General features: G+C 71.9%; 12 protein-coding genes and 1 pseudogene. 9 read left to right on the forward strand and 4 right to left on the reverse strand.

Going from position 1 to position 13,949, the window contains the following annotated elements; translation table 11 throughout:
- Positions 1-282 precede the first annotated feature (282 nt).
- From OHQ87_RS06125 to OHQ87_RS06145, 5 genes are all read left to right on the forward strand, one after another.
- On the forward strand, positions 283-1,860 hold the full coding sequence (locus tag OHQ87_RS06125; protein WP_328345730.1) for a phenylacetate--CoA ligase family protein: 1,578 nt from the start codon (positions 283-285) through the stop codon (positions 1,858-1,860).
- 2 nt (positions 1,861-1,862) lie between these two features.
- Entirely contained in the window at positions 1,863-2,303 is a 441-nt protein-coding gene (locus OHQ87_RS06130; protein ID WP_328345732.1) for a DUF4188 domain-containing protein, read from the forward strand.
- A complete protein-coding gene (locus OHQ87_RS06135) occupies positions 2,300-3,388 on the forward strand; it encodes a GNAT family N-acetyltransferase (protein ID WP_328345734.1) in 1,089 nt (362 codons plus the stop codon). The genes OHQ87_RS06130 and OHQ87_RS06135 overlap by 4 nt, the downstream gene beginning before the upstream one ends.
- Positions 3,389-4,384, forward strand: coding sequence for a nitroreductase (locus OHQ87_RS06140; RefSeq protein ID WP_328345736.1), 996 nt, complete (start codon positions 3,389-3,391; stop codon positions 4,382-4,384).
- A 103-nt stretch (positions 4,385-4,487) separates the two neighbouring features.
- Entirely contained in the window at positions 4,488-5,198 is a 711-nt protein-coding gene (locus OHQ87_RS06145) for a hypothetical protein (protein ID WP_328345738.1), read from the forward strand.
- A gap of 35 nt (positions 5,199-5,233) precedes the next feature.
- Here the strand turns inward: OHQ87_RS06145 and OHQ87_RS31335 are convergent.
- Positions 5,234-5,545, reverse strand: a pseudogene (locus OHQ87_RS31335) (Imm7 family immunity protein); the annotation flags it as partial.
- Here OHQ87_RS31335 and OHQ87_RS06150 point away from each other — a divergent pair.
- Both OHQ87_RS06150 and OHQ87_RS06155 read left to right on the forward strand, forming a co-directional pair.
- Positions 5,475-6,431 carry a sulfotransferase family protein gene (locus tag OHQ87_RS06150; RefSeq protein ID WP_328345740.1) on the forward strand — a complete coding sequence of 319 codons (957 nt, stop codon included), beginning with the start codon at positions 5,475-5,477 and terminating at the stop codon, positions 6,429-6,431. The pseudogene OHQ87_RS31335 and the gene OHQ87_RS06150 sit on opposite strands and share 71 nt — an antisense overlap.
- A gap of 71 nt (positions 6,432-6,502) precedes the next feature.
- On the forward strand, positions 6,503-8,137 hold the full coding sequence (locus OHQ87_RS06155) for an ABC-F family ATP-binding cassette domain-containing protein (protein ID WP_328345742.1): 1,635 nt from the start codon (positions 6,503-6,505) through the stop codon (positions 8,135-8,137).
- A gap of 36 nt (positions 8,138-8,173) precedes the next feature.
- On the opposite strand, the gene OHQ87_RS06160 is transcribed toward OHQ87_RS06155, so the two are convergent.
- Positions 8,174-8,770, reverse strand: coding sequence for an alpha/beta fold hydrolase (locus tag OHQ87_RS06160; RefSeq protein ID WP_328345744.1), 597 nt, complete (start codon positions 8,768-8,770; stop codon positions 8,174-8,176).
- Positions 8,771-8,911: 141 nt separating this feature from the next.
- Between OHQ87_RS06160 and OHQ87_RS06165 the strand changes: the two genes are divergently transcribed.
- Positions 8,912-9,286, forward strand: coding sequence for a UBP-type zinc finger domain-containing protein (locus OHQ87_RS06165; protein WP_328345745.1), 375 nt, complete (start codon positions 8,912-8,914; stop codon positions 9,284-9,286).
- Between the two features lie 270 nt (positions 9,287-9,556).
- Positions 9,557-11,113, forward strand: a complete 1,557-nt coding sequence (locus OHQ87_RS06170) for an RICIN domain-containing protein (protein ID WP_328345747.1) — start codon at positions 9,557-9,559, stop codon at positions 11,111-11,113.
- Between the two features lie 328 nt (positions 11,114-11,441).
- Here OHQ87_RS06170 and OHQ87_RS06175 read toward each other — a convergent pair whose 3' ends face one another.
- A complete protein-coding gene (locus tag OHQ87_RS06175; RefSeq protein WP_328345749.1) occupies positions 11,442-12,995 on the reverse strand; it encodes a cellulase family glycosylhydrolase in 1,554 nt (517 codons plus the stop codon).
- A gap of 126 nt (positions 12,996-13,121) precedes the next feature.
- A complete protein-coding gene (locus tag OHQ87_RS06180; protein WP_328345750.1) occupies positions 13,122-13,943 on the reverse strand; it encodes a LacI family DNA-binding transcriptional regulator in 822 nt (273 codons plus the stop codon).
- Positions 13,944-13,949 lie beyond the last annotated feature (6 nt).

The raw sequence follows: 13,949 nt of genomic DNA on the forward strand, positions 1-13,949 counted from the left end.
GCCTGGTCGACTCTGCCGATTCCCACGTCATCCCTGGAAGATGGGCGAGCATCCGCCGGTCTCGCGCCCATCCGGGGCACCTTCACGAGCGAGTCGCCCGCGGAGGGCCGGTGAATGGTCGCCGTCCCCGGCGGACGGCATCGTGCGGCTCCCGTCCGGGCGCGGGGCGTCGTCAGGCACCGGGCCACGCACCGTTTCCGCCGCCGACCGAGTAGGGATACTCAGCTGCGCACCGCATCCGGCCTCAGGCGTCGGCGTGTCGGTGCGGACAGAGTGTTGCTCATGGCCGAGCTACCGCACCGACCCGTCGCCCTGCGTACCGTCCCACCGTTGCCGACCGTAATGGCGTACGGCCGGCAGGTCGGGCTGGGGGTCCTCGGCCGGGCGGTCGCCGGGTTGGGTCGGCTCGTCGGTCGACATCGGGCCGGCTGGCGGTGGGTGGCCCGGCGGCACCACCCGGCGCTGGACGGGTTGGCCGCCGCGTACGCCCGGGCGGTCTGCGCCCGGGCCGCCCGGCAGGTCCCCGCCTACCGGGCCTTCCTGGACGCCCGACCGGCGGGCGTCCGCCGCCGGCTCGTCGACTTCCCGGAGACCGACAAGCGTAGCTACGTGGTGGCCCACGACGCCGCCGCCCGCTGCCGGCACGGGCGGTTGCCCACCCGGGGGGTGGTCGTCGACGAGTCGGCCGGCTCGGCCGGGCGGCCGTTCAACTGGCCCCGTAGCGAGCGGGAGCTCCGCGCCGTGCACCGGGACATCGCCGGCTACACCGGGCTGGTCTTCCCGATGCGCCGGCCGTTCGTGATCAACGCCTACTCGATGGGGGCCTGGGCGACCGGGACGACGACCGGCGCGGCGATGGCCCGGATCGCGGTGGTGAAGAACACCGGCCCGGACCTCGGGAAGATCATCGACACGCTGCGGGAGTTCGGCCCCGACTTCGACTACCTGGTGACCGCCTATCCACCGTTCCTGAAGCACCTGCGGGACCGGCTGGACGCCGAGGGTTTCCCCTGGTCGCGGTACCGGGTCTCGGCCAGCTGCGGCGGCGAGGGGATGACCGAGGCGCTGCGCGACTACCTGGAGCAACGCTTCGACCTGGTCCGGTCGGCGTACGGGGCGTCCGACCTGAGCATCGGCATCGGCGCGGAGACCCGGTTCACGGTGTGGCTGCGGCGTCGCCTGCAGACCGACAGGGGGCTGCGCGACGCCCTGCTCGGCGCAGGCGAGCAACGGCTGCCGATGGTGTTCCAGTACAACCCCTTCGCGACCTTCCTGGAGACCAACGAGCGTGGGGAACTGCTCTGCACGGTCACCGGCGGTGACGTGCTCCAACCCCGGCTGCGGTACAACGTCGGGGACGAGGCGCTGCTCGTGTCGTACCGGCGGGTCGTCGAGCTGGTCGGGGCCGATCCGGTACGCCGGGCCGAGTTGCGTACCGCGGTCTCGGCCGAGCGGATGACCCTGCCGTTGCTGCTGCTCTTCGGCCGCAGCGACTCCACCGTCTCCTACCTCGGCGCGAACCTCTACCCGCAGGACGTCGAGTACGGCCTCTACGTCGGCAACCCGTCCGCCGCCGAGATCAGCCGGTTCTGCCTGGCGCTTGTCGAGGACGCGGCGCTGGAGACCCGGCCGGTGATCCACCTCGAACTGCGCCGCCCGCTGGCCGCCCCGGAGCGCGACGCGCTCGCCGACGCGTGCCGCCGGGGGGTGCGTCGGCACCTGACCTCGGTCTCCCGCGACTTCGCCCAGTCCCTGGTGGAGGACCCGACCGCCGGCGACCTACGGGTGGAGCTGCACGAACCCGGCACCGGCCCGTTCGCCGGCCAACAGAAGATCAAGAACAGCTACCTGGTGAGGTGACCATGCGTACCCGTGACTTCTCCCGCGCCCCCGCGCAGGCCCGCGCCGGCGCCATGTTCATCGGCGGCACCCGCTACGCCAACCCGCTGGTGCTGCTGCGGTTGGCCCCGGCCTGGTTCCGGATGGTCCGTGACATGCGCCGGATGAAGGGCTACTGCTGGCACACGGTCTACTGGCAGTTCCCGTTGACGCTCGGCACCATCGCGTTCTTCACCGACCGCGACGCGATGCTGCGCTTCGCCCGGACCCGGCACCACCGCCGGCTGATGCTCTGGTTGACCGACGGCACCCGCAACGCCACCGCCGGCTTCATCCGGCTCTACACCGCCGCACCGGACGGCTACTCCAACGGCACCTGGCGGGCCGAGGACGCACAGCTGGGTCACATCGACACCTTCACCCCGCTGGGCGCGGAGACGACCGGGCCGGCGGTGCGCCGATGAGCCCGGCCCGGCACCGGTTCGCGCGGGTCACCGACCGGCGCGGCCTGCGGCGTTTCCTGGCCTTCGGCGACCGGCTGTACGCGGGCGAACCACGCCACGTGCCCACCCCACGGCAGCAGATCCGGCGCTGGTGGCGCGACGGCGTGCCGCTGTACCTGCTGCGCGACGCCACCGGCACGGTGGTCGGCCGGACCACCCTGCACACCGACGCCGACTTCGACGCCAAGCTCGGCCGCCGGTGCCAGCTCTTCGGGCTCACCGAGTTCACCGAGCCGGCCGCACGACCGCTGTTCGACGCGATCACCGCGCACGCCGACGCCGACCGGGAACTGCTGTTCGGCCCGGTGGCGCTGCTGCCCAACCAGGCCGGCGGGGTGATCACCTCCGGCTACGCCGAGCGGGGCTTCGTCGACAGCGCCTGGAACCCGCCGTGGTACGCGACCGCCTACGAGGCGTACGGCTTCGCCCGCCGGTTCGAGTCCGACACCTGGATCTGCCCGGTGCCCGCCCCACCGGAGCCGACCCCGCCGGTGCAGGTGGACCCGGACGGCGCGCGGATCGTGCTGCACCGGGGGGACGTGCGGCGGCTCGACGCGCAACTCGACCTGCTGCGCGGGATGCTCAACGCCTCCTTCGCCCAGCTTGGCTACTACACGCCGATCTCCGCCGCGCAGCTGCGGCGGCAGACCGACGGGCTGGCGTACCTGCTGGACGAGTCGCTGCTGCTCTACCTGACCCGCGACGGCGAGCCGGTGGCGTTCGTGCTCTGCGTACCCGACATCAGCGAGTTCCTGATCACCGTCCGGGGCGACCTGCACCTGGTCAACCAGGCGCGGCTGCTGGCCGCCCGCCGCCGGTACCGGCGGGAGGCGGTGCTGATCGTCAAGGGCGTGCTTCCGCAGCACCAGGGGCGCGGCTACCAACGGCTGCTCTCCACGCACCTGCACCGCAACCTGCACACCGCCGGCTACACCACGCTGCGCAGCACCTACGTCGAGCGGGACAACGCCGCGTCGGCCGCCCAGTACCGGCGGCTCGGCGGCCGCCCGCTGCACGGGTACACCTTCTACGCCAAGGAGCGGTAGGTGGACCTCGACGCGTTCCGCGCACTCGAACCGTGGTGCTGGCGGGCCCCGAGCGCGCACAACACCCAGCCGTGGCGGCTGCGCTACGAACCCGACGCGGTCCGGATCGGCTGGGATCCCGCGTACACCCTGCCCGCCGCCGACCCCACCGGCCGGGACCTGCGGCTGTCCCTCGGCGCGTTCGTCGAGACCTGCCTGATCGTCGCGGCCGACGCCGGCCTGCGGCTGGAGTACCTCGCCGACCACGACGAACGCCACAGGTGGGTGGGGCTGCTGCGGCCCGCCCCGCACCGCTACCCGACGCCGTTCCGCACCACCGATGTGTGGGAGCGTCGGACCCACCGGGGCACCCTCGCCGGGGGCGTGGAACCTGACGTCCTCGCCGCCCTGGACGCGGTCGCCCGGCCCGCCGGCGGCGGCGGCGTCCGGACCGTGCCGCGCGCCGACCGGCTCGGCGCCCTGCTGCGCGCCGCCGACCGCGGGTCGTACGCGGACCCGGCGGTCGTCGCCGAGCTGCGCCGCTGGCTACGGCTGGACCCGACCCATCCGGACTACCACGCCGACGGGCTCACCGACAGGTGCCTCGCGCTGTCCCGGCCCGCCGCCGCCGGGCTGCGGGTGGCACTGGCCGGGTACCCGCTGCTGCGCCCGCTGGGCCTGCCGAGACTACTCGCCGCCGCAGGGGGCGACCCGCTCGCCCACGGTGGCACCGTGCTGGTCCTGCTCGCCCCGGAACACCTCGACCGGTCCGGACAGGTCGAGTTCGGGCGGGTGCTGCTGCGCAGCTGGCTGACCCTGCACACGGCGGGGCTAGCGGCACATCCGCTGAGCCAGCTCATCGACGTCGCCGCCACCCGGGCGGCGCTCGGGACGCTGCTCGACGTCGCACCGCAACGCCTGCTGCACGTCACCCGGGTGGGGCGGCCCACCCGTCCCGCACCCCGGTCGGCCCGCCGGGTTCCGGCCTGTGCCGCTGCACCGCCGACCGGCTCGTGATCAGCAGGACGACGACGGCTCGCGGAGTGAACAAGACCTTCGTCCGCAGCCCGGGCTGAGCGCAGGGCCCCTGCGGTTGCGGTACCCGGCTACGGTCGGGACCGTGACTGACGGTGTCTTCACGGGTACGCGAGCGCCGGGTGGGGTGCCGCACTGGCACACCGTGCACCGGTCGCGTCTGTTCACTGTGCTTCCGGCGATCGCGCTCGGTCTGCTGGGCGTGAACTTCGGCTGGGAGGCCGTCCGCCGCAATGTCGACATCCGGGCACTCGCCGAATGGCCGTTGCGGTTCTCGTTGATCGACCTGCAGACCACCGCCGCCATCGGTGCCGCCCTCGCCGGTCTGATGTTGACGCGAGCCCAGTTCGCCCGGGCGAACCAGCCCCGCTTCGGGTACTCGTGGACGCCGCACGATGCGAACAACGACCGGTGGGAGTTGCACCTGTCGAACGCCGGCCCCGGTTACGCGGGCGTCACGAGGGTCGAGTACCGCCTCGGTGCCGGACCCTGGCTGCCGTATCAGACCTTCCGGGAGGAGCTTGCGGCACGCGGCGTGCGGCCGGCGGACGCCGACTTCTCCTGGTTGGGTCGCGCACCCCTCCCGCCGCAACCCAGGCTCGCGGAGGGATATCACCTCGGATCGTTCACCGTGCACGGCCTTGTGCAGATCGACCCGTTCGACATTCGGATCCACGCCGAGGACGGTCTCGGCGACCGGCACCAGCTGACCATCAACTCCGCGGCCCGCCTGCCCGTGCCCGCCTGGGAGCAGGTCGTCAGCGCGCGGGCGGACGACGCACCGGAGGGTGGCTGAGCGGACCACCACATCCGCCGGTCGACTCTCCCGTCGACCGGGCGGAGGTCGACCAACCCGTGGCCGGTGAGTTCGTCGACCAGCTCCCGGATCTCGTCGAGGCGCAGGGGCGGGTCGTCGTCGACAGCCTCGGCGGTCGAGCGGAGGGTGACCCACCCGTGGTACTCGAACACGGCAGAAGTGTACGGCGAGCCGGACGGGGGACGCGTGTTCCCGTCGCGACGGGGACAAAAGGGTTTGCGCAGGCAGTGGACCGGGAGTTTGACTGTGCTCACTATGCCCTTTCCTTCGCCGGTCTTCGTCGCGGGCACGGGTCGCTCGGGAACGTCACGGATCGCCGACGTCATCGGCGAACACCCGCTGATTCACCGGATTCCCATGGAGACCCGGTTCCTCGTCGACCCGGGTGGTCTGCGGGACCTCGCCGACGCGCTCACCAGCCGGTTCGAGCCCGGCGTCGGTGAGGACGCCCTGCGCCGGCTGAGCGACCTGCTCACCGTACGAGTGCCCGGCCGGCGCGACGATCGCGGCAGGACCGTTCCCGAGCTGGTCGGCGAGCGGCGCTACCGGGACGCGGTGCAGAGACTCTGGCCGCAGTTGATCGCGACCACCTACGACGAGCCTGCGCCGGCGGAGGGCTTCGGCGACGCCGACCGGCCGGCCGGGCCGTTCGCGCCGCCGAGCCGCCGACGGGTGGTTCCCCGGTACTTCAGCGACCGGGGTGACCTGGTCGCGATCCTGCGGGGTCTGGTCGACGGGTTGTTCGACGGGGCAGCCGCCGACGCGGGCAAGCCGACCTGGTGTGAGAAGACACCGTTCAACATGCTCTGCATGGATTTCCTCTGGGAACTGGTCCCCGAAGCGACAATCGTGCACATCACGCGTCACCCGGTCTCCGTACTCGCGTCCCACCTTGCCCAGCCGTGGGCGCCGCCCACCGTGCACGGCGCACTCGCCTACCTCACGCCGGTCTACCACCGATGGCTCGCCTGGCGGGACACGGTCGACCTGACGGCCAGGCGGTACGTCGAGGTGCGGGCGGAGGACCTCGCCGCCGACTGGCCCGGGCAGCGCCGCGCCCTGTTCGCACGGCTCGGCGTCGACGACGTCGTCACCCCCTCGACGTTCCAGTCACACCGGCTGACGAACCGCAGCGACCAGCTCGACGCCGCAACCCGGGAGTTCGTCGAGGAGGCACTCGGCAAGGTCATCCCCGCCATGGGATACGAGTGACCCACGCCGTCCTCGGCGAATCCCCGCTACCCCCGGATGCCCGCCCAGTCCACCCGTCTTCCGAGGTCACCATGTCCGACAGTCGTGTCGTCAGCTCCGCCCTGTCCTTCTCCTGGCCGGATGACACCCCGGTCTTCACCGACCTGTCGTTCTCCGTCCCCGGTGGCCGTACCGGCCTGGTCGCCGCGAACGGCGCCGGCAAGTCGACCCTGTTGCGGCTCGTCGCCGGTGAGTTGCGTCCGACCGGCGGCAGCGTCACCGTCGAGGGGGTGCTGGCTTACCTGCCCCAGCACCTGCCGTTCGCCCGGCACCAGACGGTCGCCCAGGTGCTCGGGGTCGACCGCGTCATCGCCGCGCTGCACGCCATCGAGGCCGGCGACGCCGCCGAGGAACACTTCACCACCGTCGGCGACGACTGGGACGTCGAGGCACGCACCCGCGCCGAACTCGACCGGCTCGGGCTGACCGACGTCACGTGGGACCGGCGGCTCGGCACCCTCAGCGGCGGCCAGGTGGTGTCCCTGGGCCTCGCCGCCGAACTGCTCAAGCGGCCCGACGTGCTGCTGCTGGACGAGCCGACCAACAACCTCGATCGCCGGGCACGGGAGCGACTGACCGCCGTGCTGCGCTCCTGGACCGGATGCCTGCTCGTGGTCAGCCATGACCGGGCACTGCTGGACGAGATGGACCGCATCGCCGTCCTGGACCACTGTGGGATCCGCTGGTACGGCGGCAGTTTCACCGCGTACGAGCAGGCGGTGCAGGCCGAGCGGGAGGTGGCCGAGCGACAGGTACGCCAGGCCGAGCAGGACGTGAAGCGGCAGCGGCGCGAACTCCAGCAGGCCCGGGAGCGGTCGGCCCGTCGTGCCTCCACCGCCTCGCGGAACCTGGCCGACGCGGGGCTGGCCCGGATCGTCGCCGGCAACCTCAAGCGGGACGCGCAGGTGTCGGCGGCCAGGGCCAACGACGTGCACGCCGCGCGGGCCCGCGACGCCCAGGCCCGGCTGGACCAGGCGAGCGCCGCCGCCCGCCGTGACGACCACCTCGTCGTCGACCTGCCCGACCCGACGGTGCCCGCCGGCCGCACCCTCTTCCACGGTGAGGGTGTGCGGGCCGCCTACGCCGGCCGGCCGGTATTCGCCGGTGACGGGGTGGGTCTGGTCATCCGGGGCCCCGAACGGATCGCCCTGACCGGGCCCAACGGCGCGGGCAAGTCCACGCTGCTGCGGCTGATCAGCGGCGACCAGGAACCGCTCGCCGGTGCCGTCATGCGGGCGCAGGGGCGGGTGGCGTACCTGTCGCAGCGTCTCGATCTGCTCGACCCGGACCGTACGGTCGCCGGGAACCTCGCCGCCTTCGCGCCGTCGCGGACCGGGGCGGACCGGATGAACCTGCTGGCCCGCTTCCTGTTCCGTGGCGACCGCGCCCACCTGCCGGTCGGTGTGCTCTCCGGCGGCGAGCTGCTGCGCGCCACGCTGGCCTGCGTCCTGTTCGCGGAACCGGCGCCGCAGCTGCTGCTGCTCGACGAGCCCACCAACAACCTGGACCTCACCAGCGTCGCGCAGTTGGAGAGTGCGCTCCTGTCGTACCGGGGGGCGTTCGTCGTGGTCAGCCACGACCAACGGTTCCTGGCCGAGATCACCGTGGGTCGCTGGCTCCGGCTGGCCGACGGCCGGCTCACCGAACTCGGCGAGCCGCCGCAGTGACCCGCGCGCTGACCGGTCACCCCGTGGTCCGTTCCGTCAGGAGGCGCCGGCGGCCGCACGAATGAGGTCGACGAGCAGGGCGGCCTCCGGGATGGCCACGGTGTGTGAACCACCGGGCACCTCCACCGTACGCCGGGAGCCCGCCCGCTCGGCCATGAACCGGTGGGCGGCGACCGGGATGTTGAGGTCCTCGCTGCCGAACAGGAACCAGGACGGCAGCGATCGCCAGGCGGGCTCGCCGGAGGGTTCGTTCAGGGCGGCCTCGGTGATCGGCCGCTGGGTCACCGCCATCACGGCAGCCCGCTCCGCCGTCGAGTGGGCGGCGAACTGGTGGTGGTAGCGGTTCTGCTGGATGTAGAGGTCGGTGTCCCCGCCGGGGAGCGTGACGGCGGCCAGCGTCTCGCCCAGGGAACTGCCGGGGAACCGCCCGGCCAGGACGACCGGTCCGGTGAGCAGGGCGCGCAGGTGGTCGGCGTCGTGCGGGACACCGCGCAGCGGGTTGGCCACGGCCACCGCGGGATAGCCGTCGCCGAGCAGCCCGGCGATCACGCCGTCCCAGCTCGCCGACTCGGCGAAGGCGCCGTGGACGAGGACGACAGTCGGCTTGCCGGGCGGTGCGGTGGTGGTGGACATCGCGGTACCTCCGGATGCTGGTGGGAGGGGCGACTCTATTGTCGGACCATCGGCGCACCGTCTCGTCCGTCGATCGACCGGCTCACCCGGCCGGGGAGACGGGCACCGGCGGGAGCCACCGCGAGTCGAAGGGAACTGATCGTGAACGACCAGCCAGAGCCACCGCCCGTGACCGGAGCGGCGATCAACCCGGCCGTGCCACCGAGCGGCCCCGGCTGCGTCGAGTGCGAGTCCTCCGGCGGGTGGTGGTTCCACCTGCGCCGCTGCGCCGGCTGCGGCCATGTCGGCTGTTGCGACTCCTCGCCGGGCCAGCACGCGACGGCACACGCGACCACGACCGGGCATCCGGTGGTCCGGAGTTTCGAACCCGGTGAGTCGTGGTTCTGGGACTACTCCGAAGACCGGTTCCACCCCGACGGGCCGGAGCTGGCCGGGCCGCCCTCGCGCCCGCTCGACCAGCCCGCCCCCGGTCCCCGCGGACGGGTGCCGGCGGACTGGAAGCGCCTACTGCACTGACTGCCGGGGCCTGCCCGCGGCGCGGTGCGCCGGGGCCGGTGGCGGAACCCGGGTCGATGAGCATCTTCGATGTCTTGACACCTCAGATGCGATCGCTAACACTTGTCTGCAATGCGCACGTAACAACCGGAACACATGTTGCCTGCCTCGGCGGAATGCAGGCCGAGGCTGCTCGTGCGGCACGTCAACCAGGTCGGGCGGTGGGCTCGGCGCCACGCACGCCCTGGCTAATGTTAGCGCTAACATACGCGACCGTCCCGGGAGGGCAGCATGTTCGTGGTCCCACGACGAGTACCACCGACGTCGACACCTGACGGCAACGGAGCAGCGTCGTCGCGCACCCGGCCGGTTCGGCGGCTGCTGGTCGCGCTGACGGCCGCGATGACCGCGATGGTCGGCGGTGTGGTCGTCACGTCGTCACCGGCCACCGCGGCCACCAGCCAGTTCCGGGGCATGAACTGGGCCGTGCTGGGGGACAACTTCAGCAAGGGCCCCCTCGTCGTGCAGGGCCTGAGTTCGTCGGACAGCAACGCGACGGTGCGGGCCAAGGCCAACGCCCTCTACGACGACATGGCCGCCACGATGGGGGTCAACACCGTCCGCCTGCCGGTCAACACCCACACGGTGGGGACGGCGTGGTGGAACGCCTATCGGGGGGCCATCGACGCCGCCACCGAACGTGGTTTCAAGGTCATCCTGGCCTACTGGGAGGACGGGGCCGCCTCCGGCGGTCGGATCACCAACCTCGGCGCGTGGAACGCGATGTGGACCACGGTGACCAACACCTATGCCTCGAACCCCAACGTCTACTTCGAGCCGATGAACGAACCGCACGGCTACAGCTCGGCGGACTGGCGCAACGTCGCGGCGAACTGGCTCAGCTCCCACTCCTCGGCGCCGCCCGGCCGGGTGCTGATCGGCGGCACCGGCTTCAGCCAGGACCTGCGCGACATCTGCAACGACAGCCGCTTCAACGCGACCCTGCTGTCCTTCCACTACTACGCCTTCTTCTACGGCGCGATGACCTACGACGCGTTCCTCGGCCACATCCAGGCCCGCCTCGGTAACTGCGCCTCCCGCGCGGTCGCCACCGAGTACGGCGCGCCCATGAACGACGGCCGCAACTACGCCGACGCGGGCAGCACCGACAACTTCGTGCGCTACATCCGGGCCATGGCCCAGGTCATGCGCAACAACCAGATGGGCGGCACCTACTGGCCCGCGCTCGGCGGCAAGCCCGGCACCATCGGTTACGACTGGTACTCGATGTACGCCCTCAGCGGGAGCGGCACCGACCTCAACCTCACCATCCGCAACACCTCCGGCGCCGACCGGATCCGGTACGGCTGGGGCGACACCATCGGCAGCGAGCCGACGACGCCCCCGACGACGCCCCCGCCGTCGACGGGGACGTTCTACCAGGTCACCGTGCGGCACAGCGGCAAGGCCATGGATGTCCAACAACCGAACACCGACAACGGCGCGCGCGTCGGCCAGTACACCTACACCGGCAACGCCTGGCAGCAGTGGCAGTTCCAGGACGCCGGCAGCGGCTACTGGCGCCTCGTTAGCCGGCACAGCGGAAAGTGCCTCGACGTGGTGAGCGCCTCCACCGCCGACGGCGCCGAGCTCGTCCAGTACACCTGTGGCAGCGGCACCAACCAGCAGTTCCAGATGGTCGCCAACGGCAACTACTTCCAGCTGCGGGCCCGCCACAGCAACAAGTGCGTGGACGTTCCGGCCTCGTCGACCGCGGACGGCGTGATCCTCAAGCAGTACACCTGCAACACCGGCGCCAACCAGCAGTGGTCCCGCACGGCCGTCTGACGGTCGTCCCGACCACGAGCACGGATGCACGGTGGCCCGCACGCCCCGCCGGTGGCCGGGGTGTGCGGGCCGGTGTGTGGGGCGGCCACCACCGCTGCCCCACACCACGCCGCACCAACCGCCCCCGGCCCGGAGGCAGCCCGACCCGGCCGTCCATTCTCGATCACCGGCACCCGGGGACGCCACCTTCCCCGGATGGCCGGCGCGTCCCGCCGTGACGCCCCCGTCGCAGGGGAACCGGGTGTGGGTACGACGGCCGACCGTCGTACCCACACCCACCGGCGTCGGGTCACCGCCCCCGTGGGGACGGCGGCGACACCGGGAGCCGTTACGGGGTCACGGTGCGCAGGTGGGCCCGGTACCCCTCGCCGTAGCTCTTGGTCGGGGTGCCGTCGTAGTCCTCGATGAGGACGTTGCCGCCGCTGCAACCCCACGGGTTCCAGGTCCATGCGGTGTAGCCGAGCCGGTTGCGGTCCAGCCAGGTGGTCAACCGGTCGATGTAGTCGTGGGCGCAGGTGTCCTGGCCGATCTCACCGGCGTGCACCGGCACCTGCGCGGCCACCGGCGCGATCTGGGTGTCCCAGCAGGTCTCGGTGACACAGGCGTTGAAGTTGTACGAGTGCCACGAGGCCACGATGTTGTTGCGCGGGTCGGTCGGCTTGTAGGTCAGCCACTGGGTCAGGTCGTTGGTCCAGGTCAGCCCGGGGACCAGCAGGACGTTGGTGGCGCCGGTGGCGCGTACCGCGTCGACCAGGCTCTGCATGCCGGCCACCGGGTAGTCGATGCCGGTGCAGGTGCCGCCGTCGCGCAGGCAGCGCCAGGCCGCCGTCATGTCCGACCAGTTGTTGGCGGCGTCCGGGTAGGGCTCGTTGAACAGGTCGAACAGCACCGCGTCGTTGCCCTTGAACGCGTTTGCCACCCCGGTCCAGAACTGTGGCGTGTACTGCCTGCTCGGCATGGGCTTCTGGCAGGTGGCGTCCACGTCCGGGCAGGCCGAGATGTTGCCGGTGTACTGGCCGTGGGTCCAGTGCAGGTCGAGGATCGGGTTGATGCCGTTGGCGACCAGCAGGTTCGCGTAGTCCTTGACCGCCTGCTGGTAGGTGGTGCCGCTGGGCGACCCGGACAGGCCCAGCCAGCAGTCCTCGTTGAGCGGGATCCGCACGGCGCGGATGTTCCAGGACTTCATCGCGTCGACCGAGGCCTGGTCGACCGGGCCGCTGTCCCACATGCCCTTGCCCTGCACGCAGGCGAACTCGCCGCTGGCCCGGTTGACGCCGAGCAGCCGGTAGGTGGCACCGCTCGCGGTGACCAGCCGGTTGCCGGAGACCCGCAGGCTCGGCGCGGCACCGCTCGGCGGTGTGGTCGTCGGCGGTGTGGTCGTCGGGGGAGTGGTCGTGGGCGGTGCGGTGGTGGGCGGTGTGGTCGTCGGTGGGGCGGTGGTCGGCGGTGTGGTGGGGGAGGGGCTGACCGTGCCGGTGCAGGTCGTCCCGTTGAGCGCGAACGACGTGGGTACGGGGTTGGTGCCGCTCCACGACCCGTTGAAGCCGATCGTGGTGGACCCGCCGGTGTTCAGCGCGCCGTTCCAGCTCAGGCTGGCCGCCGACACCCGCGCACCGGACTGGGACCAGGTGGCGCTCCAGCCCTGGGTGACCCGTTGGTCGGGCTGCGGGAAGTCGAACGTCAGGGTCCAGTTGGTGAGGGCGGAGCCGAGGTTGGTGATGGCGACGTTGCCGCTGAACCCGCCGGTCCACTGGCTCTGCACCGTGTAGGTGACCGCACAGGCCGAGGCTGCGGCCGAGGCCGGCAGGGTGGCCGCGGTCAGGCTGGCGGCCACCAGTGTGCCGGCTGCTGCCGACGCCAGCAGGGCATGACGACGTGTCATGAGGCTCTCCTAGTCATAGAGGGGAGCGTCGATGGGAGCGCGTGTGCGAGCTTTCTTTATGAGCCTCACTAAGTCAAGCGCATCGATGCCGTTTCGACGGATCGCCGGTGCGGGTACGCGGCGGCGCTACCGGGGTGAGGCGGTCGTCTCGCGGGCGACCACCGTCTCGGTAGCGCACCACCGTTCCGGCACCGACTCGCCGTTGATCAGCCGCAGCACGGAGTCGCCGACCGACTCGCCGAACGAGTGCACGTCGAGGCTCATCGTGGTGAGGGCCGGCGAGGCCAGCCGGCAGAGGCTGGAGTCGTCCCAGGCGATCAGGCTGACGTCGCGGGGAACCCGGTGGCCCGACTCCTTGGCCGCGTGCAGGCCCGCCACCGCCATCAGATCGTTGTCGTAGATGATCGCGGTGGGTGGCTCGGGCTCGCTCATCAACCGGGCGGTCAACCTGGCCCCGGACTCCGCCGAGTAGTCGCCCTCCACCACGACGGCGTCGACGGCGGCCGCCAGCATGGCGGCCGTGCGGGTCCGGGTGTGCACGAGAGTGCCGGGTCCGGTGATCCGGGCGATGCGGTGGTGCCCGAGTCCGACCAGATGCGCGAGAGCCGCCCGCATCGACCCGACGTCGTCCCGCCGTACCGCCGGGTTGTCGTGGGTCGGCTCACCCGCCACCACGACGGGCAGGCGGAGGTCCCGCAGCACCGCCGGCCGGGGGTCGTCCACCGCCGGGTTCACCAGCACGATCGCGTCGACCAGCCGTTGCTGCGCCCACCGCCGGTAGGCGGCGATCTCGGCGGCGTGGTGGGCGACCACATGCAGCAGCACCGACCGGCCGTGGGCGGCGAGTCGTTCCTCGATGCCGGCGATGAACTCCATGAAGAACGGCTCGGTGCCGAGCAGCCGGGGCGGTCGGGCGAGCACCAGGCCCACCGCGCTCGTCCTCCACATGTCGTC

Origin of the sequence: Micromonospora sp. NBC_00421 (assembly GCF_036017915.1) — a bacterium.
Classification (GTDB): Bacteria; Actinomycetota; Actinomycetes; order Mycobacteriales; family Micromonosporaceae; genus Micromonospora.